The sequence below is a fragment of the Serratia sp. CY32780 genome (genome assembly GCF_052169135.1).
Lineage (GTDB): Bacteria > Pseudomonadota > Gammaproteobacteria > Enterobacterales > Enterobacteriaceae > Serratia > Serratia sarumanii.
Genome location: NZ_JBJNLI010000007.1, coordinates 222,122 through 245,471 on the forward strand (window position 1 = coordinate 222,122; position 23,350 = coordinate 245,471).

Annotated in this window: 20 protein-coding genes and 1 pseudogene; 11 read left to right on the top strand and 10 right to left on the bottom strand. The window is 61.1% G+C overall.

Annotation, left to right across the window (positions count from 1 at the left end; genetic code table 11):
- Positions 1–79 precede the first annotated feature (79 nt).
- The 6 genes from ACJ8HH_RS22590 to ACJ8HH_RS22615 all read left to right on the top strand — a co-directional run bounded on the left by ACJ8HH_RS22590 (position 80) and on the right by ACJ8HH_RS22615 (position 5,911).
- Complete coding sequence (locus tag ACJ8HH_RS22590; protein WP_033654042.1) at positions 80–1,375, top strand: MFS transporter; 1,296 nt, start codon at positions 80–82, stop codon at positions 1,373–1,375.
- Positions 1,375–2,865, top strand: a complete 1,491-nt coding sequence (locus ACJ8HH_RS22595; protein WP_060452069.1) for an FGGY-family carbohydrate kinase — start codon at positions 1,375–1,377, stop codon at positions 2,863–2,865. The genes ACJ8HH_RS22590 and ACJ8HH_RS22595 overlap by 1 nt, the downstream gene beginning before the upstream one ends.
- Complete coding sequence (gene ulaD / locus ACJ8HH_RS22600; protein ID WP_033649415.1) at positions 2,862–3,518, top strand: 3-keto-L-gulonate-6-phosphate decarboxylase UlaD; 657 nt, start codon at positions 2,862–2,864, stop codon at positions 3,516–3,518. The genes ACJ8HH_RS22595 and ulaD overlap by 4 nt, the downstream gene beginning before the upstream one ends.
- A gap of 1 nt (position 3,519) precedes the next feature.
- A complete protein-coding gene (locus tag ACJ8HH_RS22605; protein WP_060388357.1) occupies positions 3,520–4,380 on the top strand; it encodes an L-ribulose-5-phosphate 3-epimerase in 861 nt (286 codons plus the stop codon).
- Complete coding sequence (araD, locus tag ACJ8HH_RS22610) at positions 4,374–5,069, top strand: L-ribulose-5-phosphate 4-epimerase (protein WP_033649413.1); 696 nt, start codon at positions 4,374–4,376, stop codon at positions 5,067–5,069. The genes ACJ8HH_RS22605 and araD overlap by 7 nt, the downstream gene beginning before the upstream one ends.
- Before the next feature lie 143 nt (positions 5,070–5,212).
- Positions 5,213–5,911 (top strand): RluA family pseudouridine synthase, encoded by a 699-nt coding sequence (locus ACJ8HH_RS22615; protein WP_060437701.1) that lies wholly within the window; start codon positions 5,213–5,215, stop codon positions 5,909–5,911.
- A 7-nt stretch (positions 5,912–5,918) separates the two neighbouring features.
- Here ACJ8HH_RS22615 and ACJ8HH_RS22620 read toward each other — a convergent pair whose 3' ends face one another.
- The gene (locus ACJ8HH_RS22620; protein ID WP_033635867.1) at positions 5,919–6,458 is read right to left on the bottom strand and encodes a DUF2058 domain-containing protein; all 540 of its coding nucleotides are present in this window, start codon (positions 6,456–6,458) and stop codon (positions 5,919–5,921) included.
- 305 nt (positions 6,459–6,763) lie between these two features.
- Between ACJ8HH_RS22620 and ACJ8HH_RS22625 the strand changes: the two genes are divergently transcribed.
- The 3 genes from ACJ8HH_RS22625 to ACJ8HH_RS22635 all read left to right on the top strand — a co-directional run bounded on the left by ACJ8HH_RS22625 (position 6,764) and on the right by ACJ8HH_RS22635 (position 10,319).
- Positions 6,764–7,741, top strand: a complete 978-nt coding sequence (locus tag ACJ8HH_RS22625) for a DUF1852 domain-containing protein (protein WP_033635868.1) — start codon at positions 6,764–6,766, stop codon at positions 7,739–7,741.
- A 25-nt stretch (positions 7,742–7,766) separates the two neighbouring features.
- Positions 7,767–8,798: a methionine synthase gene (locus ACJ8HH_RS22630; protein WP_033635869.1), complete on the top strand. Its 1,032-nt coding sequence runs from the start codon at positions 7,767–7,769 to the stop codon at positions 8,796–8,798.
- 171 nt (positions 8,799–8,969) lie between these two features.
- Positions 8,970–10,319 (top strand): MFS transporter, encoded by a 1,350-nt coding sequence (locus ACJ8HH_RS22635; RefSeq protein ID WP_060427168.1) that lies wholly within the window; start codon positions 8,970–8,972, stop codon positions 10,317–10,319.
- 82 nt (positions 10,320–10,401) lie between these two features.
- Here ACJ8HH_RS22635 and mscS read toward each other — a convergent pair whose 3' ends face one another.
- Positions 10,402–11,268, bottom strand: a complete 867-nt coding sequence (gene mscS, locus ACJ8HH_RS22640; protein ID WP_033635871.1) for a small-conductance mechanosensitive channel MscS — start codon at positions 11,266–11,268, stop codon at positions 10,402–10,404.
- A gap of 205 nt (positions 11,269–11,473) precedes the next feature.
- On the opposite strand from mscS, the gene ACJ8HH_RS22645 reads away from it, so the two are divergent.
- Positions 11,474–12,142, top strand: a complete 669-nt coding sequence (locus ACJ8HH_RS22645; protein ID WP_033635872.1) for a DUF1345 domain-containing protein — start codon at positions 11,474–11,476, stop codon at positions 12,140–12,142.
- 56 nt (positions 12,143–12,198) lie between these two features.
- On the opposite strand, the gene fbaA is transcribed toward ACJ8HH_RS22645, so the two are convergent.
- From fbaA to ACJ8HH_RS22680, 7 genes and pseudogenes are all read right to left on the bottom strand, one after another.
- Complete coding sequence (gene fbaA, locus ACJ8HH_RS22650) at positions 12,199–13,278, bottom strand: class II fructose-bisphosphate aldolase (RefSeq protein ID WP_025304179.1); 1,080 nt, start codon at positions 13,276–13,278, stop codon at positions 12,199–12,201.
- Positions 13,279–13,394: 116 nt separating this feature from the next.
- A complete protein-coding gene (pgk, locus tag ACJ8HH_RS22655; RefSeq protein ID WP_025160206.1) occupies positions 13,395–14,558 on the bottom strand; it encodes a phosphoglycerate kinase in 1,164 nt (387 codons plus the stop codon).
- A 70-nt stretch (positions 14,559–14,628) separates the two neighbouring features.
- The gene (epd, locus tag ACJ8HH_RS22660; protein ID WP_004931582.1) at positions 14,629–15,645 is read right to left on the bottom strand and encodes an erythrose-4-phosphate dehydrogenase; all 1,017 of its coding nucleotides are present in this window, start codon (positions 15,643–15,645) and stop codon (positions 14,629–14,631) included.
- A 312-nt stretch (positions 15,646–15,957) separates the two neighbouring features.
- A pseudogene (locus ACJ8HH_RS22665) lies at positions 15,958–16,083 on the bottom strand (LysR family transcriptional regulator); the annotation flags it as partial.
- Between the two features lie 66 nt (positions 16,084–16,149).
- Positions 16,150–17,220: an ATP-binding cassette domain-containing protein gene (locus ACJ8HH_RS22670; protein WP_197766313.1), complete on the bottom strand. Its 1,071-nt coding sequence runs from the start codon at positions 17,218–17,220 to the stop codon at positions 16,150–16,152.
- Entirely contained in the window at positions 17,213–18,982 is a 1,770-nt protein-coding gene (locus ACJ8HH_RS22675) for an ABC transporter permease (RefSeq protein WP_033635883.1), read from the bottom strand. The genes ACJ8HH_RS22670 and ACJ8HH_RS22675 overlap by 8 nt, the downstream gene beginning before the upstream one ends.
- Positions 18,983–19,060: 78 nt before the next feature.
- Positions 19,061–20,149, bottom strand: a complete 1,089-nt coding sequence (locus ACJ8HH_RS22680; RefSeq protein ID WP_033649508.1) for an ABC transporter substrate-binding protein — start codon at positions 20,147–20,149, stop codon at positions 19,061–19,063.
- A 594-nt stretch (positions 20,150–20,743) separates the two neighbouring features.
- On the opposite strand from ACJ8HH_RS22680, the gene brnQ reads away from it, so the two are divergent.
- Positions 20,744–22,066, top strand: a complete 1,323-nt coding sequence (gene brnQ / locus ACJ8HH_RS22685) for a branched-chain amino acid transport system II carrier protein (RefSeq protein WP_197766314.1) — start codon at positions 20,744–20,746, stop codon at positions 22,064–22,066.
- A 69-nt stretch (positions 22,067–22,135) separates the two neighbouring features.
- Here brnQ and ACJ8HH_RS22690 read toward each other — a convergent pair.
- The coding region (locus ACJ8HH_RS22690; protein ID WP_442520248.1) for a transketolase-like TK C-terminal-containing protein at positions 22,136–23,350 on the bottom strand (1,215 nt) is incomplete at its 5' end.

Sequence of the window (23,350 nt, forward strand, 5' to 3'; positions counted from 1 at the left end):
TGCGGGCGCCCTTGCGCCCAAACCAAGCAAAACAATAACGCCCGACCCTACAAAAAAGCGAACATCGAAAGAGGTCCTTATGAATACAGCCTCCGTTTCCGTCAGCCAAAGCCAGGCGATACCCAAGCTCCGCTGGCTGAGGATCGTGCCGCCGATCCTCATCACCTGCATCATTTCTTACATGGACCGGGTCAATATCGCCTTCGCCATGCCCGGCGGCATGGATGACGAACTCGGCATCACCGCCTCGATGGCCGGGCTGGCCGGCGGCATTTTCTTCATCGGTTACCTGTTTCTGCAGGTGCCCGGCGGCAAGCTGGCGGTATACGGCAACGGCAAGAAATTCATCGGCTGGTCACTGTTGGCCTGGGCGGTGATCTCGGTGCTGACCGGCCTGGTCACCAACCAATACCAGCTGCTGTTCCTGCGCTTCGCCCTCGGCGTTTCCGAAGGCGGCATGCTGCCGGTGGTGCTGACCATGATCAGCAACTGGTTCCCGGATAAGGAGCGCGGCCGCGCCAACGCCATCGTCATCATGTTCGTACCGATCGCCGGCATCCTCACCGCCCCGCTGTCGGGTTGGATCATCACCGCCTGGGACTGGCGCATGCTGTTCCTGGTGGAGGGGGCTCTGTCGCTGGTGGTGATGGCACTGTGGTACTTCACCATCAGCAACCGGCCGCAGGAAGCCAAATGGATCTCGCAGGCGGAAAAAGAGTATCTGGTGAAGACCCTGCACGACGAACAGCTGCTGATTAAAGGAAAAACGGTGCGCAACGCCTCGCTGCGCCGGGTGCTGGGCGACCGGATCATGTGGCAGTTGATCCTGGTGAATTTCTTCTACCAGACCGGTATCTACGGCTACACCCTGTGGCTGCCGACCATTTTGAAAGGGCTGACCCACGGCGATATGGAGCAAGTGGGCCTGCTCGCTATCCTGCCCTATATCGGCGCCATCTTCGGCATGCTGATCATCTCCACCCTCTCCGATCGCACCGGCAAGCGCAAAGTCTTCGTCGCCCTGCCGCTGGCCTGCTTTGCTGCCTGCATGGCGCTGTCGGTGCTGCTGAAGGATCACGTCTGGTGGTCTTACGCTGCGCTGGTCGGCTGCGGCGTGTTTATTCAGGCGGCAGCCGGGGTGTTCTGGACCATCCCGCCCAAATTGTTCAACGCCGAAGTGGCCGGCGGCGCGCGCGGCGTGATCAATGCGCTGGGCAACCTCGGCGGCTTTTGCGGCCCGTATATGGTCGGCGTCCTGATCAGCCTGTTCAGCAAGGACGTCGGCGTCTACAGCCTGGCGGCTTCGCTGGCGATCGCCTCCGTGCTGGCGTTGATGCTGCCCAATAAATGCGACCACGGCGCGAGGAACGAATGATGGAATATTGGCTGGGGCTCGACTGCGGCGGCACCTTCATCAAGGCGGGATTATACGACCGCCGGGGCCATGAACACGGCGTTGCGCGGCGCAATCTGGCGATCGTCGCGCCGCAGCCCGGCTGGGCCGAGCGCGATATGGCATCGCTGTGGCGCACCGCCGCCGACGTGATCCGTGAAGTGCTGTCCGCCAGCGGCGTCGCCGCCGGCGCCATCCAGGCCATCGGCATCTCGGCGCAGGGCAAGGGCGCATTTCTGTTGGATAAGCAGGGGCAGCCGCTGGGCAACGCCATGCTCTCTTCCGATCAGCGCGCGCTGGCGCTGGTGCAGGAATGGCAGCGACAGGGCGTGCCGCAGGCGCTGTATCCGCAAACGCGCCAAACGCTGTGGACCGGGCACCCGGTCTCGCTGCTGCGTTGGCTGAAGCGGCATCAGCCGGAACGTTACGCCCGCATCGGCAGCGTGCTGATGGCGCACGACTACCTGCGCTATTGCCTGACCGGCGAGCTGGCCTGCGAAGAAACCAATATCTCCGAATCCAACCTGTATCTGATGCGCAGCGGACGCTATGACCCGGCGCTGGCGCAGCTGCTGGGTATCGGCGACATCATGCCCGCCCTGCCGACGATTGTCGGTTCGGCCGATATCGCCGGGCGCGTCGCGGCAAACGCCGCGGCCATCACCGGCCTGCAAACCGGCACCCCGGTGGTCGGTGGGCTGTTCGACGTGGTGTCCACCGCGCTGTGCGCCGGCCTGCAGGACGAAACCCGGCTCAATGCGGTGATGGGAACCTGGTCAGTCACCAGCGGCATCACCGACGCCATCGTCGAGGGTTTCGATCATCCCTTTGTCTATGGCCGCCACGCCGAAAGCGGCCAATACATCGTGCATGAAGCCAGCCCCACGTCCGCCGCCAACCTGGAATGGTTCTGTCGCCAATGGGGGCTGCAGGACTACGGCCAGCTTAACCGCTGGGTCGCCACCCTGCCGAAAGCCGCCGGCGATCTGCTGTTCGCCCCTTTCCTGTACGGATCCAACGCCGGCCTGGGGCTGAGCGCCAGCTTCTACGGCCTGCAGGCCTTCCACCAGCGCGAGCACCTGGTGCAGGCGATCTACGAAGGCGTGGTGTTCTGCCACATGACGCACCTTAACCGCATGCGCCGGCGTTTCCCTGAGGCGCAGGCACTGCGCGTGACCGGCGGCCCTGCCAAATCCCTCCCCTGGATGCAAATGTTCGCCGACGTCAGCGGCCTGCCGGTGGAGCTGCCGCAGGTGGAAGAAACCGGCTGTCTGGGCGCGGCGATGGCGGCCATGGTCGGCAGCGGCGCCTTCAACGATTTCACCGCCGCCCAGCACCGGCTGGCGCCGCGTATCGAGCGGCTGCTGCCAGATGCGGCCGCCGCTGAAGCTTACGACAACAAACACCAACGTTATCAGGCACTGATTGCTGCATTGCAAAATCTGCAGCCCGCCAACAAGGAGGCTCCATGAGCACGAAACCGCGCCTGCAGTTGGCGCTCGATCAAACCCGTTTGGATACGGCGCTGCGCACCGCCGAGACCCTCAGCCCCCATGTGGACATCATCGAGGCCGGTACCATTTTGTGCATCAGCGCCGGCATTCAGGCGGTTAGCGCGCTGCGCGAGCGCTGCCCGCAGCACACGCTGGTGGCCGATCTCAAGGTGGCCGACGCCGGCGCGACGCTGGCCGAGCAGGCTTTCGGCCAGGGCGCGGACTGGATGACGGTGATCTGCGCCGCGCCGTTGGCCACCATGGCCAGCGCGCGGGAGGTCGCCGAGCGTCACGGCGGTGAAATCCAGATCGAACTGTTCGGCCGCTGGACATTGGAGGATGCACGGCAATGGCGCGGCCTCGGCATTCGCCAGGCGATCTATCACCGCGGCCGCGACGCGCAGGCCAGCGGGCAAACCTGGGGCCGGCAGGATCTGGATCGGATGAAGGCGCTGTCCGATCTGGGCATCGAACTGTCGGTGACCGGCGGCATTACGCCCGCCGACCTGCCGCTGTTTAAAGAGATCGCCGTCACCGCCTTTATCGCCGGCCGCGCGCTGGCCGAAGCCGGGGATCCGCCGGCGGCCGCCAGGCAGTTCCGCACCGCCATCGATGACATCTGGAGATCATGATATGCGTCAGCACCCGTTGGGAATTTACGAGAAGGCGCTGCCGAAACACCTGAGCTGGCCCGAACGCCTGGCGCTGGCCAAGGCCTGCGGCTTCGACTTCGTCGAAATGTCGGTGGACGAAAGCGATGAACGCCTGGCGCGCCTGAGCTGGAGCAAAGCGCAGCGCCTGGCGCTGGTGGACGCCATGCTGGAAACCGGCATCCGCATCCCGTCGATGTGCCTCTCCGGCCACCGGCGCTTTCCGTTTGGCAGCCACGATCCGGCGCTGCGCCAGCGCGCCTTCGACGTGATGGAACAGGCCATTAAGCTGGCCCAAGACGTCGGTATCCGCACCATCCAGCTGGCCGGCTACGACGTGTATTACGAAGAGCAGGACGAGGGGACGCTGGCGCGCTTTAGCGAAGGCATGCAGTGGGCGGTAGAACGTGCCGCCGCCGCCCAGGTGATGCTGGCGGTGGAAATTATGGATACCCCCTTTATGAACTCGATCGGTAAATGGAAAGCCTGGGACGCCCTGCTGGCCTCGCCGTGGTTCACGGTGTATCCAGACGTTGGCAACCTCAGCGCCTGGGGCAACGACGTGCCGCGCGAACTGGAGCTGGGCATCGATCGCATCGCCGCCATTCACCTGAAAGACACCTACCCGGTCACCGCCGCTTCGCCGGGGCAATTCCGTGACGTGCCGTTTGGCGAAGGCTGCGTCGACTTCGTCGAGGTGTTTCGCACGTTGCAGCGCCTCAATTACCGCGGCGCATTCCTGATTGAGATGTGGACAGAAAAAGCCGAGGAGCCGGTGGCCGAGATCGTTCAGGCCCGCCGCTGGATCGAACAGAAAATGCAACAAGGGGGCATGACATGCTGACTCAGTTAAAACAACAGGTGCTGGAGGCCAATCTCGATCTGCCGCGCCATAAGCTGGTGACCTTTACCTGGGGCAACGTCAGCGCGGTGGATCGCGAACGCGGCCTGGTGGTGATCAAGCCTTCCGGCGTTGAATACGAGCATATGACGGCGGAGGATATGGTGGTGGTCGATCTGGCCAGCGGCCGCACCGTCGAGGGGGCAAAGAAACCGTCGTCGGACACCGCCACCCATCTGGCGCTGTACCGCGAATTTGCCGATATCGGCGGCATCGTCCACACCCATTCCCGCCACGCCACCATCTGGGCGCAGGCCGGGCTGGACATCCCCGCCTGGGGAACCACCCACGCCGACTATTTTTATGGCGCTATCCCCTGCACGCGCCTGATGACCCAGGATGAAATTGAGCACGATTACGAACTGGAAACCGGCAAGGTGATTATCGAAACCTTCCGCCGGCGCGATATCAATCCCAACGCTATCCCAGCGGTACTGGTCAACGCCCACGGCCCCTTCGCCTGGGGCAAAGACGCCCACAATGCGGTGCATAATGCGGTGGTGCTGGAAGAAATTGCCTACATGGGCATTTTCTCACGCCAGCTGACGCCGGGCATCCACAGCATGCAGCGCGAACTGTTGGACAAACACTACCTGCGCAAACACGGCCAAAACGCCTACTACGGGCAGTAGCGCGCCAGGGCCATAATCGTTGCGCCCGATGCTTTGCCGCATCGGGTGCCAGCGGGCATGAGGCGCAGTGATAACGATAACCGCATTCGCCCATCGGCGAAAAATTCGCTATCATCCGCACCCACCTTCCAGCCGGCCGCCCAATGTCTACTGTCACCGATACCTTTATCGCACCGCCATGCCATGACCAAATAGAGATCCTCTATCAGGACGATCATCTGGCGCTGATCAATAAGCCGGCCGGGCTGCTCAGCCTGTCGGGCAAGAATCCGCAGAATCTCGATTCGGTACACCATCGGCTGGTACAGATCTTCCCCGGCTGCACCCTGGTGCACCGCCTGGATTTCGGCACGTCCGGCTTGATGGTGGTGGCCCGCAACAAGGCCGCCAACGCCGCGCTCTGCCGGCAGTTCAGCGAGCGCACCGTCGGCAAAGTGTACAGCGCGCTGCTGTGCGGCCATCTGGCGGATAACGAAGGGGTAATAGACGCGGCGATCGCCAAAGATCCGGCGCTGTTCCCGCTGATGTCGATTTGCGCCCTCCACGGCAAGCCCGCCCGCTCCCGCTATCGGGTCGTCGAGCGTTTTTATCGTGAAGCGGAGGACGGGATCTCGCTGCCGCTGACGCGGGTGCAGCTCATCCCGGAGACCGGGCGCACCCACCAGCTGCGTATTCACAGCCGGCAGTTGGGCCACCCTATTTTAGGCTGCGATCTGTATGGCGGGCGACTGCTGCCAGGTACCGAACAGACGCCGCGGCTGATGCTGCACGCCAGCGAGCTGGACTTTGTGCACCCCATTAGCGGGGAGCGGATCGCCGCTCGTCACGCCGCGCCGTTCTGAACGCGGCTTACCACATCAAATCGTCGGGCACTTTAAAGTCGGCGTACGGATCGTCTTCATCCTGTTCTTCCTGACTCAGCGCGCTGTGCAGCACAATGCTGGCCGCATCGCGCTGCGCGATTTTATCAGCGACGCTCGCGGGGATAATCGCGTATTCACACTCTTCCCGGTTCTCGACCACCAGGCGTGCAATGGCGAGGCGGCCATTGATCAGCTGGGTTTGCGTCGCCTTATCCACCAGGATTTTCTTGATCAGGTTACCGTCGGTGAAGTTGAAACCGATATCGCCTTTCGCCAGAACGATGCGGTTCATTTCGATCAGCTGTTTCACCTGCGCCTTGTACTCTTTGGACAGCGCGGCCTGCTTTTGCTGCTCGTTCAGCTGCTTATCGCGCTCAAGCTGCGCCTTTTTATTCTCTTCCACCGCCTCTCTGGCCTCGCGGGCCTGAACGCGTGATTTTTTAGCCGTTCTTTGGACTTTGGCCATTTTCTTGCTGGTTACCAAGCCCGCTTTGAGCATCTGCTCTTGTAAGGTGAGTTTTGTCATGTTCGTGTCTGAAGCCGTGGGATCATGGGGGGATTATACCCGTAATTTTTCAGGCTGCACCAGGTTGCCGGCCCGGTACGTTGGCGGTTTGCGCCGCAGGGCGACGGCGGCCACGCCAGATCATGAATAGCGCTCATGTGGTAATGAAATTAAGTCTCTTTCACTCCCACCGGGACTCTGGCAAAAATAGACCTCATTAACGACAGACAATATGAAATCGGCTGAATAAAAAAAGAGAAAAACAACCCATTGAAAGAAATGGATAAATCCAGCCTTCATATCATATAACAGGATACTATAAGACGATGAATAGAGACTTTGCCTTTACGATTAAGAGCAGTTCTTTCGATGAAGATTATAACCCTTCTGAAAGTACGCGTATCACCACCAACTTCGCCAATTTGGCCAGAGGGGAAAACCGCCGGGAGAACCTGCGCAACACGCTGGTGATGATTAACAATCGCTTCAATTCGTTGGCGCATTGGGATAACCCCAAGGCCGACCGCTATTCGGTTGAGCTTGACATCATTTCGGTGGAGATGCGCGTTGAAGATCAGGGCGCCAGCTTCCCGGTGATCGAAATCCTGAAAACCAACATCATCGATAAAAAAACGCAAAAGCGAATTGAGGGCATCGTCGGGAACAATTTCTCGTCTTACGTGCGCGATTATGACTTTAGCGTCTTGCTGCCGGCGCACAATAAAAACACGGCGGAATTCACTATCCCGAATGATTTCGGCGATTTGCACGGCAATATCTTTAAGCACTTCGTCAATTCAAACGAATACCATGAGAATTTCAGCAAACCGCCGGTGATCTGCCTCAGCGTGTCCAGCAAAGACACCTATCATCGGACGGGCAATCAACATCCGGTGTTGGGCGACGAGTATCGGCAAGACGGCGCTTCGCTGACCGACCGGTATTTTAAAAAAATGGGCCTGCAGGTGCGCTATTTCATGCCGAAAAATAGCGTCGCGCCCTTGGCGTTTTATTTCCCCGGGGATTTGCTGAGCGATTACACCGATCTGGAGCTGATCGGCACCATCAGCACGATGGAGACCTTCCAAAAAATCTATCGGCCTGAAATTTACAATGCCAACTCGGCGGCGGGGCAATGCTATCAGCCAAGCCTGAATAACCAGGACTATTCATTAACCAAGATTGTTTACGATCGCGAAGAGCGTAGCCAGTTAGCGATTGAGCAGGGGAAATTTACGGAAGAGCAATTTATCAAACCCTACAAGCCCATTCTTGAGCAATGGTCTGCTCACTACGCGCTTTGATTCACTCAAATACAGGTCATCTATTATGAAAATATTGCTCCCTACCTCGACCGCCGGCAGCTTGCCCAAACCTTCCTGGCTGGCCCAACCGGAAACCCTGTGGTCGCCCTGGAAATTGCAAAATGAAGAATTAATCGAAGGGAAACAGGATGCCCTGCGTTTGTCGCTGGCTGAACAACAACAGGCCGGCATCGATATCGTCAGCGATGGCGAGCAAACGCGCCAGCACTTCGTCACGACGTTTATCGAGCACCTCAGCGGCGTCGATTTCGAGAAACGCGAAGTGGTTAAAATCCGCAATCGCTATGAGGCGAGCGTGCCAACCGTCGTGGGTGCCGTGGCGCGCCAAAAGCCCGTTTTCGTTGAAGACGCCAAATTTTTACGCCAGCTGACCAAGCAGCCGATTAAATGGGCCCTGCCGGGGCCGATGACCATGATCGACACGCTCTATGACAACCACTATAAAAGCCGCGAGAAATTGGCCTGGGAGTTCGCCAAGATCCTCAATCAGGAAGCCAAAGAGCTCGAGGCCGCCGGCGTCGACATTATTCAGTTTGATGAGCCCGCATTTAACGTGTTCTTTGACGAGGTGAATGACTGGGGCATCGCCGCCCTGGAAAGGGCCGTTGAAGGGCTTAAGTGTGAAACGGCGGTGCATATCTGCTATGGATACGGCATTAAGGCCAATACCGACTGGAAAAAGACGCTGGGCTCAGAGTGGCGGCAATATGAAGAGGCGTTCCCCAAGCTGCAAACGTCTACTATCGATATTATCTCGCTCGAGTGTCATAACTCGCACGTCCCGATGGATCTGCTGGAACTGATTCGCGGCAAAAAAGTGATGGTCGGCGCCATTGATGTGGCGAATCATACCGTTGAGACGCCGGAGGAAGTGGCCGCTACGCTGCGCAAAGCGCTGCAGTTTGTCGATGCCGACAAGCTCTATCCGTCGACCAACTGCGGCATGGCTCCCCTGCCTCGTCAGGTCGCCAGCGGCAAGCTGAATGCCTTGAGTGCCGGCGCCGAGATCGTGCGCCGAGAATTGCTGGCCAAATAATCGCGCCATCGCCCGCCGCAGTAGCCTCCTGCGGCGGGCGATGATCATCGACTCCCCCTCCCCGCAACGCCCCCGCTCTGGTGTATACTCGGATTTCTACGCGATGCCAGCCACAGCGGCCTGAACGGCCCCTCAGCCAGCCCACACCAGCTTAATAACAGTGGAACCCTCATGAGCCCAGATACCGCTCGCATCAGCGAAATTATCGATCGCGCCAGGATCTCGCCTTATCAAATCCTCATCCTCACCCTGTGTTTCCTGATCGCCCTGCTGGACGGGTTCGATACCGCCATCATCGGCTATATCGCCCCGGCGCTGCGCGAAGAGTGGGGCCTGCAGCCCTCGCAGCTCTCCCCCGCCTTCGGCGCGGGGTTGTTCGGCCTGCTGATCGGCAGCCTGCTGTTCGGGCCGATCGCCGACGCCATCGGCCGCAAACGCGTGCTGCTCGTCGCGGTGCTGGTATTTGGCGGCTGCACCCTGGCTTCGGCCTATACGCACTCAATCGAATCCCTGACCCTGTTGCGCTTCATCACCGGCATTGGCCTCGGGGGCGCGATACCGACCTGCATCACCCTCAGCTCGGAGTACTCACCGGCGCGCCGCCGCATGCTGATGGTCACCCTGAGCTGGAGCGGCTTTACCGCCGGATTGGCTCTGGGCGGCCTGCTGGCCGGGCAGATCATCCCGGCGTTCGGCTGGCGCGGCGTGCTGCTGGTGGGCGGCATTGCGCCATTGGCGCTGCTGCCGCTGCTGGCCTGGCAGATGCCCGAGTCGGTACGCTTTATGGCCGCCAGCGCCAGGCATGCCGATCGGCTGCGCCGGGTGGTCGAGCGTATCACCGGCCAACGTTGGACGGGGATAACCATTGTCGATGACGAGCGCCCGGCGCAGGCCAAGTCGCCGATCTCGCACCTGTTTATCGAAGGGCGCGCCGCGCGCACCCTGCTGCTGTGGGCGGCGTTCTTCTGCTCGCTGTTCGTGTTCTACCTGCTTACCAGTTGGCTGCCGACGATACTTAAAGACGCCGGTTACGATATCGTCCACGCCTCGCGCATCGGGGCGATGGTGCCGCTCGGCGGCACCCTGGGCGCCATCCTGATGGCGCTGCTGATGGACCGGATCGGGCCCTACCGCGTGCTGGCCGTCTCCTACCTGGGGGCCGCGCTGGTGATCGGCGCGACCGGGTATCTGATGGGCGACGTCTACACGCTGGCCACCGTCGTGTTCCTGATAGGCTTCGGCGTGGCCGGCGCGCAGAACGGCCTGAATCTGGTTTCCGCCACCCTTTATCCGACCGCGGCCCGCGTCACCGGCGTCAGCTGGGCCATGGCCAATGGCCGCTTCGGCTCGATCGTCGGCTCGATGCTCGGCGCCTGGATGATGACCGCCGCCGGCTCGGCGGAAGTGTTCTTCCTCTGGCTGGCGCTGCCGGCGCTGCTGGGCGCGGGCGCCATCTTCCTGCTCTATCGCCTCAGCCTGCGCCGCCGCGCGCCGCTCGCCAAGCCGGTCGCCGGCGCCTGAACTCGCGGAAAAGAAAAGGCCGAGACGCCCTTGGAGACGTCTCGGCCTGTAATGAAAAAGGGGGCCAAGGCCCCCTTCTCTGTTATTCCGCCTTGGCGGAAGCATCTTCGGTGCGATACAGGTGCACGTCCATCTGCGGGAACGGAATGCCGATATTGTGGGCATCCAGCGCGCGCTTGAAGTTTTCCATCAGATCGAAGTACACGTTCCAGTATTCCGCGTTGGTGGTCCAGGAACGGGTGACAAAGTTCAGGGAAGACGGCGCCATCTCGTTCAGACGCACGGTCACGCCTTTGGCGTGCATGATGCGCTTGTCGGCGGCGATCACATCGCCCAGCACCTTCTTCACCACGTCGATATCGGCGTTGTAGGCCACGCCTACCACGATATCCACGCGGCGGTTCGGCTCGCGAGAATAGTTGATGATGTTGCCGGCGATGATTTTACCGTTCGGCACCACGATGGTTTTGTTGTCTGCGGTACGCAGGGTGGTGGAGAAAATCTGCACCTGATCGACGGTACCGGCCACGCCGCCCAGATCGACATATTCCCCCACGCGCAGCGGACGGAAGATCACCAGCAGCACGCCGGCGGCGAAGTTGGACAGCGAGCCTTGCAGCGCCAGGCCGACGGCCAAACCGGCGGCGCCCAGCACGGCGATCACCGAGGTGGTCTGCACGCCGACACGCCCCAGCACGGCGATGAAGGTGAACGCCAGCACGCCGTAGCGCACGATCGCCGCCAGGAAGTCTGCCACCGTGGCGTCGATGCCGCGCAGCTTCATCACGCGGTTCAGCGCATTGCCGACCACGCGAGCCACGATCGAACCGATGATCAGGATAACGATGGCGGCGACGATATTCACCGCGTACTGGATCAACAGATCCTGGTTCTTCACCAACCAGTTGCCGGCACCGTTGATGCCGTCTACTACATTCAAATCTTTCATTCGTGTCGTCCTAACTCAGTCCCTAACGGGAGAAACTCGCAAAAATACACTGGCCTCGGCAGCCAGTCGGAAACCACCGCCTAAGGGTAACCAACATTAAAGGCTCATGCCAACCGTCAGCGTTAAAAATAGCCGAAACCGCTCGCCGCTTCTTCTATGCTGAAAACAGCGCGTTGGCCATTTCACGATAAGGGATCCGTTCTTCATGCACATTCGCTCTTCGCTCAAACATTATTGGCAAGTGCGGCCCAGGCTGCTGTTTTCCGTCGGCGCCGGGCTGTTGTGCTTTCTGCTGCTGCCCGCCCAGCTCTCGTTGCTGCAGCGCTTGATGATCGGCTGGAATACGCTGGCCTGGCTCTATCTGCTGTTTCTCTGGCGGCTGATGCTGGTCAGCACGCCGCAGCACATTCGCCAGATCGCCCGGCGACAGGATGAAAGCGCCAGCACGGTGTTGGCGCTGGTCAGTTTCGGTTGTCTGGTGAGCATTCTGGCAATCCTGTTCGAATTGAGCAGCGCCAAACAGGCCAGCGACTCGCTGAAAACCCTGCATCTGGCGTTAACCGGCGGAACGCTGGCGGTCTCCTGGCTGCTGCTGCCGACCGCCTTCACCATGCACTACGCCCATCAATTTTATCGCCAGGGTGCGCAGCAGGAGCCTTTGCCGCTGCTGTTCCCCGGCAATCTCACCGAGCCGACCTATCTGGACTTCGCCTACTTCTCTTTCACCATCGCGGTCGCGTCGCAAACCGCCGACGTGGCGGTCGGCGCCGCGGAGGTGCGTAAAATCGCGCTCGTACAGTCGGTTATTTCGTTCGTGTTCAACATGCTGATCCTGGGCCTGTCTATCAACGTCGGGGCCGGCCTGCTGGGCTGAAAACGAAAAAGGCTCCCCGCAGGGAGCCTTTTGCATCGTGCAACAGGTGCCGAAGATTACAGGACGTCTACCGCGTTCAGATCTTTGAAGGCCTGCTCCAGACGCGTCACCATGCTGGTCTGCGCTGCGCGCAGCCATACGCGTGGATCGTAGTATTTCTTGTTCGGCTGATCGGCGCCTTTCGGGTTGCCCAACTGACCCTGCAGGTAAGCTTCGTTCGCTTTGTAGTACTGCAGGATGCCGTCCCAGGTCGCCCATTGGGTGTCGGTGTCGATGTTCATCTTGATCACGCCGTAACCCACAGACTCTTTGATCTCTGCGTCGGTAGACCCGGAACCGCCGTGGAACACGAAGTTCAGGCTGTTGTGCGGCAGGTTGAATTTCTTGGACACATAGTCCTGAGAATCACGCAGGATGGTCGGGGTCAGCTTGACGTTGCCTGGCTTGTACACGCCGTGCACGTTACCGAAGGAGGCAGCGATGGTGAAGCGCGGGCTGATGGCGTTCAGTTTTTCATACGCGTAAGCCACGTCTTCCGGCTGGGTGTACAGTGCGGAAGCGTCCATATGGCTGTTGTCCACGCCATCTTCTTCACCGCCGGTGCAGCCCAGTTCGATTTCCAGCGTCATGCCGATTTTGGCCATGCGCTTCAGGTAGGCACTGCAGATCTCGATGTTTTCTTCCAGAGACTCTTCAGACAGATCGATCATGTGAGAAGAGAACAGCGGTTTGCCGGTAGCGGCGAAGTGCTTCTCGCCAGCGTCCAGCAGGCCGTCCAGCCATGGCAGCAGTTTCTTCGCGCAGTGGTCGGTGTGCAGGATCACCGGCACGCCGTAGTGTTCAGCCATCTGGTGAACGTGGTGTGCGCCGGAGATGGCACCCAGAATCGCTGCGCCCTGAGGCACATCGGTCTTCACGCCTTTGCCGGCGATGAACGCGGCGCCGCCGTTGGAGAACTGAACGATGACCGGCGCGCGCACTTTAGCCGCGGCTTCCAGCACTGCGTTAATGGAGTCGGTACCCACGCAGTTTACCGCTGGCAGCGCAAAGTTGTTCTCTTTAGCAACTGCGAAGACTTTCTGAACGTCATCACCCGTGATGACACCCGGTTTTACGAAATCAAAAATTTTAGACATGTTACTTTGTCCTGTTTCGTCGGCCGTAGATGGATGTAAATCGATGTTTTCACGCCGCGCAGCGTGAGCCGCGCGGTATAAAACAAACGGGCGGCTTTCGCCTCCCGTTGTCTGAATTACTGCTTAGCGCGCTCTTCCAGCATCACGACTGCAGGCAGCGGTTTCCCTTCAACGAATTCCAGGAATGCGCCACCGCCGGTGGAGATGTAGGAAATTTTGTCAGCGATACCGAACAGATCGATGGCTGCCAGAGTGTCGCCGCCGCCAGCGATAGAGAAAGCGTCGCTATCGGCGATCGCGCGGGCGACAATTTCGGTGCCCTTACGGAAGTTAGGGAACTCGAATACGCCAACCGGGCCATTCCACAGAATGGTCTTGGCGTTCTTCAGGATAACGGCCAGACGCTCGGCAGAGACGTCGCCCATATCCAGAATTTGCTCGTTGTCCTGGATCTCGTTGGCCTGCTTCACGGTCGCGGTCGCGGTTTCGGAGAACTCGGTCGCTACGCGCACGTCGGTCGGAACCGGGATGTCGCAGGTTTCCAGCAGTTTCTGCGCGTTCGGGATCAGGTCAGGTTCGTACAGGGACTGGCCCACGTTGTTGCCCTGCGCCGCCACGAAGGTGTTGGCGATGCCGCCGCCGACGATCAGCTGATCGGCGATTTTGGACAGGGAATCCAGCACGGTCAGTTTGGTGGAGACTTTAGAACCGCCCACGATGGCAACCATCGGACGGGCCGGGTTGCCCAGGGCCTTGCCCAGCGCTTCCAGCTCGGCGGACAGCAGCGGGCCGGCACAGGCGACAGGCGCGAACTTGCCCACGCCGTGGGTGGAAGCCTGCGCGCGGTGCGCGGTGCCGAACGCGTCCATTACGTACACGTCGCACAGCGCCGCGTATTTCTTGGACAGGGTTTCGTCGTCTTTCTTCTCGCCCTTGTTGAAACGGACGTTTTCCAGCACCACCAGTTCGCCTTCGGCGACGTCGACGCCATCCAGATAATCCTTCGCCAGACGCACTGGGGATTTCAGGTGATCTTTCAGGTAGTTAACAACAGGCAGCAGGGAGAATTCTTCGTTGTACTCGCCTTCGGTAGGACGACCCAGGTGGGAGGTTACCATCACGCGGGCGCCTTGCTTCAGCGCAGCTTCGATAGTCGGCAGGGAAGCGCGGATACGCGCGTCGGAAGTCACTTTACCGTCTTTTACCGGCACGTTCAGATCGGAGCGGATCAGTACGCGTTTACCCGCCAGATCCAGATCGGTCATCTTAATTACAGACATGGTGAACCCTCTTTATTGAATCTCTATAAAATTGCCTGAGCAGCGCGCCAATCACGCCGGCGCCGCCGTACTAGAAACCGCTGGCGGCCATTGCCCGTGTTGTATCCAACATCCGATTGGCAAAGCCCCATTCATTGTCGCACCAGACCAAGGTCTTTATCAGGTGCTGCCCGCTGACCCGGGTCTGCGTACCGTCGACGATAGCGCTGTGCGGGTCATGGTTAAAATCGATCGAGACCAATGGTAATTCCGTGTAGTCAACTATACCACGAAATGATTCCCGTGCGGCCTTTTGCAACAGCTGGTTGACCTCCGCCACCTTCACCGCGGCGCTCACGCTGACGCTGAGATCGATAGCCGTCACGTTGATGGTCGGCACGCGCACCGAGATCGCCTCGAAGCGATCGCAAAACTGCGGGAAGATACGGGTGATGCCCGCGGCCAGCTTGGTGTCGACCGGAATGATCGACTGGCTCGCCGCGCGGGTGCGCCGCAAATCCGCGTGATACGCGTCGATCACCGGCTGATCGTTCATCGCCGAGTGAATGGTGGTCACGGTGCCGGATTCGATGCTGTAGGCGTCGTCCAGCAGCTTGATCACCGGAATAATGCAGTTGGTGGTGCACGAGGCGTTGGACACGATGCGATGTTCCGCCAGCAGCGTCTGATGGTTGACGCCGAACACGATGGTGGCGTCCAGATCGTTGCCGCCCGGATGGGCGAACAGCACTTTCTTCGCCCCCGCCGCCAGATGGGCTTCGCCATCCGCCCGGCTGCCGTACACGCCGCTGCAGTCCAGCACCACGTCGACGCCCAGCTCGCCCCAGGGCAACTGCTCCACCGCCGGCTGATGCAACAGGCGAATCGCGTCGTCCCCGACGCTCAGCGTGTCGCACTCTTGCCGCACATCCCAGGCGAAGCGGCCGTGGCTGGAATCGTACTTCAGCAGATGAGCCATGCCCTCGGCGTTCGCCAGCTCGTTGATCGCCACCACGGAGATTTCCGCCCGTCGTCCCGATTCGTACAGTGCGCGCAATACGCTGCGGCCGATGCGGCCAAAGCCGTTTATCGCTATGCGGATGGTCATGCTGCTCCTGAAAAAGGGCCGTCCCGCCGGGCTGACTCACCGGCGCCGGGCCGGCGCTGACTGGTTGTCTCACTAACCCGCATAGAGTAGTGGATCGCACCGCCCGCTGTGAATCGCCGCGTTTGCATTATTCCCGCGCTTCAGCGGCTTTTCGCCGCCGTCACATCGGCATTTCTGTCGAAGAGTGCTTCAACTGAAACGCTTCAGCTGAGCATAAACCAAAGTTTTGGCAAAAGGAACAGGTGCAACAGTTCCACAAGTAACGGAGGGGAGTTTTACGAGCATAAGATGATCTGGCGCACATTTTTGGCCTCAAGGCCGCGGCGGATTTTCACTCGCTGGCCCCGTTTCGCCGTAGTGCTCGCGGAAATAGTCGCGCAAAAATTCGACCGTCACCCGCACTTTCGCCGACGTTGCCAGCCGGGAAACGTACACCGCCCGGAAAAGATCGCCGCTAGCGGTTTAACTCTGTAAACGGAACGCCCGCGCCTGCGGGCGTCCTGATTAGGCTTTCGGGAATATCCACAGATGTTCGGCCGGCAGGGAGAGCCGGCACAGCGCCCGATCGCGCGCTTCGTGGCCATAGGCGCGCACCACGAAATCCTCGGCCACGGTGCGGAACAGGTATTCCCAGCGATCGCCGAGATACATGCTGGCCAGCAGCGGCAGCTCAAGCTGGTTGCCCTGCGGATCTTCGCCCAACCGCACGCGCTCCACGCGGATCACCGCCGAGCCCTCCTGGCCGACCTGCACGCCTTCGCCCGCTTTGCCCCACAGCGCCCAATCCTTGCCTTCGATGCGCGCCCGGTCGCCTTCCAGCGCGACAACCTTGCCCGGCAAGCGGTTGTTGCTGCCCATGAACTCGGCGGTGAACAGCGTGGTGGGCGAACCGTACATCTCCTGCGGCGTGCCCTGCTGTTCGATTTTGCCGTTATTGAGCAGCAGGATGCGATCGGAGATGGCCATCGCCTCGTTCTGATCGTGGGTCACCATCAGAGCCGACAGGCCAAGCTTGATGATCAACTCGCGCAGGAATACCCGCGCCTCTTCGCGCAGCTTGGCGTCAAGGTTGGACAGCGGCTCGTCCAGCAGGATCACCGGCGGGTTGTAGACCAGCGCCCGTCCGATCGCCACGCGCTGCTGCTGGCCGCCGGAAAGCTGGTGCGGATGGCGCTTGGCCAGATGCCCCAACCCGAGCTGATCCAGCACCGCCTGCACCCGCTGGGTGATTTCCGCCGAGGCGATCTTACGCAGCTTCAGCGGGTAAGCGACGTTCTCAAACACCGTTTTATGCGGCCACAGCGCGTAGGACTGAAACACCAGCCCCAGATTGCGCTCTTCGGCTGGAATTTCGCTGCGCGCGCTGCCGTTGTACACCGCGTTATTGCCGATGACGATCCGCCCCTGGCTCGGTTTCTCCAGCCCGGCCACCGCCCGCAGCAGCGTGGTTTTGCCGCTGCCCGACGGCCCCAGCAGCGAGACCACTTCGCCCCGTTTCAGATCCATCGACACCCCTTTCAACACCGGGTTGTCGCCATAGGTCAAATGCAGATTCTCTACCGAAAGTTCAATCATGTAATTTCACTCCAAAGCGCAAGGCAATCCCCAGCCCCAGCACCACCAGCAGGATATTGATGAACGACAGCGCGGCGACGATATCGATAGCGCCCGCGGCCCACAGGGAAACCAGCATCGAGCCGATGGTTTCCGTGCCCGGAGACAGCAGATACACCCCGGTAGAATATTCGCGTTCAAAAATCAGGAACATCAGCAGCCAGGAGCCGATCAGGCCGTAGCGCGACAGCGGAATGGTGACGTGGCGGGTGATCTGGCCACGGCTGGCGCCGGCGCTGCGCGCCGCCTCCTCCAGTTCCGGCCCCACCTGCAGCAGCGTGGAAGAGATCAGCCGCAGGCCGTAAGCCATCCACACCACGGTGTACGCCAGCCAGACGCTGAAGATGGTGCTGCGCAGCGAACGCAGCCAGACAATCCAGTTAGCACGCAGCCACTCGGCCATCGGCAGCGCCGACAGCCAGCCCTCCTTGAGCGATTTGTCCAACCACATCGGCAGGAACAGAAACACCCACAGGAACGCCAGACCGGCCAGCAGCCCCGGCACCGCGCGCGGCACCAGCACGCTGTAGTCGAGGAAGCGCGTGGCGCCATCCGGCTTGCGGTGCATGGCGATGCCGATGAACAGGTAGCACGCCACCGCCAGCGCCCCGCCGATCACCCCAATCGCCATTGAGTTGACGATGGCGCGCAGCAGGTTGGGTTGCGCCCAGATGGTGCGGAAGGTGTTGATCGACAGCTCGTCCCAAACAGACACGCCCACGCCCCAGTTGGAGATAAAGGCGCGCAGCACCACGCCTATCAGCGGCACGCCGATGGTCACGGTCAGCCAGAACACCACCACCGCGCCGGCCACCCAGCGCCATTTGCCCAGCGGCAGCGCACGGGCCTGCGAGGCTTTGCCCTTGACGGTAACGAAGCGGTTGGCGGTGCGCATCAGCCGGCGCTGCAGCATCACCAGCGGAATGGTGATGCAGATCAGCACCACCGCCACCGCCGCCATCAGGTGGTAAGACGGCGTGCCCAGCTTGTTGGTCAACTGGTACAGGTAGGTCGCCAGCACCAGATTGCCCTCCGGATCCCCCAGCACCAGCATCAGGCCGAACACTTCCAGCCCGAGGAAGAACAGCAGCACCCCGGCGTACAGGATAGACGGCCGCACCATCGGCAGGCTGACGGCGGTCATCACCTGCAGCGGCGTGGCGCCGGCGGTGCGCGCCGCTTCTTCAACGTCGGAGCCCACGCTGCGCAGCGCCGAGGAGATGTACAGATACGCGTGGGGCACGTGCGTCAATCCGGCTATCACCACGATGCTGGCCATCGAATAGATGTTCCACGGCACGAAGCCCAGCAGCGCCTGCGCCCACAGCGAGAAGAAGCCCACCGGCCCCGCCGCCACCACGTAGCCGAAGCCCAGCACCATCGGCGACACGAAGATCGGCACCAGAATCAGCGGCTCGATGATCCGCCGCCCCGGCAGATCGGTGCGCACCATCAGGAAGGCCAAAATGCCACCGAGGGGGATGGCGATGATCACCAGGCCGAATGCCAGAATAAAGCCGCTCTTCAGCGCCTTGTAGAAATCAGGATCGGTAAAGATGAACTCGAAGGCCTCCAGGCTGAAGACCTTGGAGGGAGAGAAAAACGGTGCCGAGAGGAAGCTTTGAATGATGATAAACGACAGGGGGACATAGATAACCAGCGCGGTTATCAACACCACCAGGCCGCGCGGCAGGCTCTGCCACTTTCTGCGCCATGCTTGCATAAATGCTCCCTATGGTTGTAAACGACGACCAAAGGGCGCGCGCCTCTAAGGCAGGCGCGCGTCCGAATGCAGTCCCTGTTATTTCGCCGCGGCGGCGCGCCACTGTTTGATGTAGTCGAGGCGTTTGGCCGGCTGCAGATATTCCAGCAGGCTGTCGTCGACCGGGATCGGCTTGAGCGCGTTACCCAACAGCTTGGTCATGCCGTCGATGTCGTTCTTGCCTTCGATGTCGTTGCGGATCGAGGGGATATCCGCCTGATTGGCGAGAATACTTTGCCCTTTCTCCGACAGCACGTAGTCGAACCACAGCTTGGCGGCGTTAGGGTTGCCGGCCTCTTTGCTGATGAAGCTCACGCGCGACAGCACCAGGGTATAGTCTTTCGGATAGACGATGCCGAGCGACGGGTCGCTTTTGGCGCGGGCCTCGGCGTACGAACCGAGGATATTGAAGCCGATCAGGTTTTCACCGGAGGAGACGCGCTCCATCATGGTGCCGGTGGAGGATTGCACCGCCAACCCGCCCTTGGCCACGTCGGCCAGCGTTTTGAAGTAGTTGGGATCGGCCTTGAAGTCCTGCACCGACAGCATGAAGCCGACGCCGGATTTTTCGATGTCGTACGTGGTGACTTTCTTCTTGAATTTGTCCGTCTGGCCGGCGATCAGCTTGGCCAGCGCCGCGTGCGAATCCGGCACATCGCCTTGCGGGATCAGGCGTTTGTTATAGATAAACACCACCGGCTCATAGGTGGTGCCATACACTTTATCTTGCCATACCGCCCATTTCGGCAGCTGGGCCTGCTCAGGGGAGGTATACTCCTGCGCGTAATCGCCCGCCAGTTTCAAAATGGTGTCCATCGACGAGCTCCACACCACGTCGCCGCTGGTGCCGCCGGCCGCCTGCTCGCTGATGAAGCGGTTATAGAGTTCGGTGCTGTTCATGTCGTTGTATTCCACCTTGATGCCCGGGTACAACGCCTCGAACCCCTGGATCAGCGGCGCCGCCGCCTTGGTGTCGGTGGTCGAGTAAATCACCACCTTGCCTTCTTTCTTCGCGCCGTCGACCCATTTCTGATAGTCGGCGGGGTAGCCCGCCGGGAAGGCCGCATAGGCGGAAACGGAGCCCAGTAAGGTGATTGCAGCTACGGTCGCGCTGATTTTTTTCATCATCATCCATCCCCTGATCACATTTAATAAACCAAAAATTAACATATAGTTAATAACTGCAACGAGGCAACGGCGTTGCTTTGTTATCTTTCGGTTTTGTGAGATTGGGCGTTTTTTAGCCAACGAAAAAGCCCGGCAGCGCGGGCTTTACGGCACTTTCTGTTGCAGACTATTCGGCCAGGCGAGAGCGCCGCAGCAGGCGAATTCGCTGTACGATGGCGATCTTGGAAACTTCAGGACAAACGCCGGCATTCAACCCGCAATATGCCGATCTTTTTCACCCGCAAACCGGTCGAAGACGGCCATGTCTCTTTCGCCTATGACTCTTTCAAACCGCATATCGAAATCCCGCTGTCGATAGACATGGTGGCGCGCGCGAGCTAAAGCCCTGCCGGGCCGGCCGCCATGATCCCTCTGTGCGGCCGGTTCACGCCAGGATAAACAGCGCTGGATTAATCAGGTTTTTGTCGCCGAATTATTATATCCTGCCGGACGAAAATTTTGCGGGCGCTCGCGGCCCCCTGCGCCTGCCCTTCTGCGGTTATCCATCCGCAGCCAGGCCGTTTATTTCATGAATACAGGCAGTGCCATACCGTTATGACCAAGAATTTATCCCCGAAAGACATTATCGCCCTGGGCTTTATGACCTTCGCCCTGTTTGTCGGCGCCGGCAACATCATTTTCCCGCCGCTGGTGGGACTGCAGTCCGGTGAACATCTGTGGCCGGCCGCCCTCGGGTTTATGGTGACCGCCGTCGCCCTGCCGGTGATCGCCGTGATCGCGCTGGCGCGCGTCGGCGGCAGCATCAGCCTGCTGACCGGCCCCATCGGCCGCACCGCCGGCCTGCTGTTGGCGACCGTCTGCTATCTTGCGCTCGGCCCACTGTTCGCCACGCCGCGAACCGCCAATGTCTCTTTCGCCCTCGGCATCGCGCCCTTCACCGGCGACGGCGCCCTGCCGCAGTTCATCTACAGCCTGCTGTTCTTTACCCTGGCGATGATCGTGTCGCTGTATCCCGGCCGCTTGCTCGATAACGTCGGCCATATTCTGGCGCCGCTGAAAATTCTGGCGCTGGCCGCACTCGGCATCGCCGCCCTGGTTTGGCCCGCCGGTGCGCCGATCTCCGCCGTCGGCAGCTATCAGGCAGCGGCGTTTTCCACCGGTTTCGTGCAGGGGTATCAAACCATGGACACGCTGTCGGCGCTGATGTTCGGCTCGATTATCGTTACCGCCGCCCGCTCGCGCGGCGTCAGCGACAGCGGCCTGCTGCTGCGCTACACCCTGTGGGCCAGCCTGATCGCCGGCGTCGGCCTGACGCTGGTCTATATCTGCATGTTCAAGCTCGGCGCCGGCAGCGGCGGCCTGGTCGAGAGTGGCGCTCAGGATGGCGCGGCGATCCTGCACGCCTATGTGCAGCACACCTTCGGCGATCTGGGCAGCATCTTTATGGCGGTGCTGATGTTCATCGCCTGCCTGGTGACGGCGGTCGGCATGACCTGCGCCTGCGCGGACTTCTTCTCCCGCTACCTGCCGCTCTCTTACCGCGCGCTGGTGGTCATCCTAGCCCTCTTCGCCATGCTGGTCTCCAACATGGGGCTGGCCAATCTGATCCGCGTCTCGCTGCCGGTGCTGACGGCGATCTATCCGCCCTGCATCGCGCTGGTGTTACTCAGCTTCAGCCAGAACCGCTGGTGCAGCGCCAAGCGCGTCTTCGCGCCGGTGATCGCCACCAGCCTGGTGTTTGGCCTCGCCGACGGCCTGAAGGCCTCCAGCTTCAGCGGCCTGCTGCCCGACTGGTTCGATAAGCTGCCGCTGGCCGAACAGGGTCTGGTCTGGCTGCAGCCTACGCTGCTGGTGCTGTTGCTGGCGGCGGCTTACGACCGGTTGCGCAGCGTCGAAAGCGCCAACGCCGCGTCGTAACCGCGGGTCACGCCCATAAAAAAAGCCGGTCACGATGACCGGCTTTCTTATTGGCTGGCGCCAGGCCGCTTACTTCAGCAGCGCCTGCGCCTTGGCCACCACGTTGTCCACGGTGAAGCCGAACTCGGCGAACAGCTGCTCCGCCGGCGCCGACTCACCGAAGGTGGTCATGCCCACGATGGCGCCGTTCAGCCCCACGTACTTGTACCAGTAGTCCGCGATACCCGCTTCCACCGCCACGCGCGCCGTCACCGCCGCCGGCAGCACCGACTCGCGGTACGCCGCATCCTGCTTGTCGAACGCGTCGGTCGACGGCATCGACACCACGCGCACCTTGCGGCCCGCCGCGGTCAGCTTGTCCGCCGCTTCCACCGTGATGCCCACTTCGGAGCCGGTGGCAATCAGGATAACGTCCGGTGTGCCCGCGCAGTCTTTCAGCACGTAGCCGCCGCGGTACACGTTCGCCAGCTGCTCTGCGGTGCGTGGCTGCTGGGTCAGGTTCTGGCGCGAGAACACCAGCGTGGTCGGGCCGTCGTTGCGCTCGATGCCGTACTGCCACGCCACTGCCGATTCCACCTGGTCACACGGGCGCCAGGTGCTCATGTTCGGGGTCACGCGCAGGCTCGCCAGCTGCTCCACCGGCTGGTGGGTCGGGCCGTCTTCACCCAGACCGATGGAGTCGTGGGTGTAGACGAACACGTTGCGCAGCTTCATCAGCGCCGCCATGCGCACCGCGTTGCGGGCGTATTCCACGAACATCAGGAAGGTCGCCGAGTACGGCAGGAAGCCGCCGTGCAGCGCGATGCCGTTGGTGATGGCGGTCATGCCGAACTCGCGCACGCCGTAATGAATGTAGTTGCCCGCCGGGTCAACGTTCAGCGCTTTCGAGCCTGACCACATGGTCAGGTTGCTCGGCGCCAGGTCGGCGGAGCCGCCCAGGAACTCCGGCAGCACCTTGCCGAACGCTTCCAGCGCGTTCTGCGACGCCTTGCGGCTGGCGATGTTGGCCGGGTTGGCCTGCAGTTTTTCAATGAACGCCTTGGCGTCGGCTTTCCAGTCGGCCGGCAGCTCGCCGTTCATGCGGCGCTTGAACTCGGCGGCCTGCTCCGGGAAGGCCCTGGCGTAGGCGGCGAATTTGTCGTTCCAGGCCGCTTCTTTGGCCTGGCCGGCTTCCTTGGCGTCCCACTGGGCGTAGATGTCCTGCGGGATTTCAAAGGCGGCGTATTTCCAGCCCAGCGCTTCGCGGGTGGCGGCCACTTCGGCGGCGCCCAGCGCGGCGCCGTG

Coding starts and splice junctions, on each gene's coding strand:
- mscS (WP_033635871.1), bottom strand. CDS start 11,268: ATGAAAGATTTGAATGTAGTAGACGGCATCAACGGTGCCGGCAACTGG.
- fbaA (WP_025304179.1), bottom strand. CDS start 13,278: ATGTCTAAAATTTTTGATTTCGTAAAACCGGGTGTCATCACGGGTGAT.
- ACJ8HH_RS22635 (WP_060427168.1), top strand. CDS start 8,970: ATGAGCCCAGATACCGCTCGCATCAGCGAAATTATCGATCGCGCCAGG.
- brnQ (WP_197766314.1), top strand. CDS start 20,744: ATGACCAAGAATTTATCCCCGAAAGACATTATCGCCCTGGGCTTTATG.
- araD (WP_033649413.1), top strand. CDS start 4,374: ATGCTGACTCAGTTAAAACAACAGGTGCTGGAGGCCAATCTCGATCTG.
- ACJ8HH_RS22645 (WP_033635872.1), top strand. CDS start 11,474: ATGCACATTCGCTCTTCGCTCAAACATTATTGGCAAGTGCGGCCCAGG.
- ACJ8HH_RS22625 (WP_033635868.1), top strand. CDS start 6,764: ATGAATAGAGACTTTGCCTTTACGATTAAGAGCAGTTCTTTCGATGAA.
- ACJ8HH_RS22680 (WP_033649508.1), bottom strand. CDS start 20,149: ATGATGAAAAAAATCAGCGCGACCGTAGCTGCAATCACCTTACTGGGC.
- epd (WP_004931582.1), bottom strand. CDS start 15,645: ATGACCATCCGCATAGCGATAAACGGCTTTGGCCGCATCGGCCGCAGC.
- ACJ8HH_RS22620 (WP_033635867.1), bottom strand. CDS start 6,458: ATGACAAAACTCACCTTACAAGAGCAGATGCTCAAAGCGGGCTTGGTA.
- ACJ8HH_RS22670 (WP_197766313.1), bottom strand. CDS start 17,220: ATGATTGAACTTTCGGTAGAGAATCTGCATTTGACCTATGGCGACAAC.
- ulaD (WP_033649415.1), top strand. CDS start 2,862: ATGAGCACGAAACCGCGCCTGCAGTTGGCGCTCGATCAAACCCGTTTG.
- ACJ8HH_RS22590 (WP_033654042.1), top strand. CDS start 80: ATGAATACAGCCTCCGTTTCCGTCAGCCAAAGCCAGGCGATACCCAAG.
- ACJ8HH_RS22675 (WP_033635883.1), bottom strand. CDS start 18,982: ATGCAAGCATGGCGCAGAAAGTGGCAGAGCCTGCCGCGCGGCCTGGTG.
- ACJ8HH_RS22615 (WP_060437701.1), top strand. CDS start 5,213: ATGTCTACTGTCACCGATACCTTTATCGCACCGCCATGCCATGACCAA.
- pgk (WP_025160206.1), bottom strand. CDS start 14,558: ATGTCTGTAATTAAGATGACCGATCTGGATCTGGCGGGTAAACGCGTA.
- ACJ8HH_RS22605 (WP_060388357.1), top strand. CDS start 3,520: ATGCGTCAGCACCCGTTGGGAATTTACGAGAAGGCGCTGCCGAAACAC.
- ACJ8HH_RS22630 (WP_033635869.1), top strand. CDS start 7,767: ATGAAAATATTGCTCCCTACCTCGACCGCCGGCAGCTTGCCCAAACCT.
- ACJ8HH_RS22595 (WP_060452069.1), top strand. CDS start 1,375: ATGGAATATTGGCTGGGGCTCGACTGCGGCGGCACCTTCATCAAGGCG.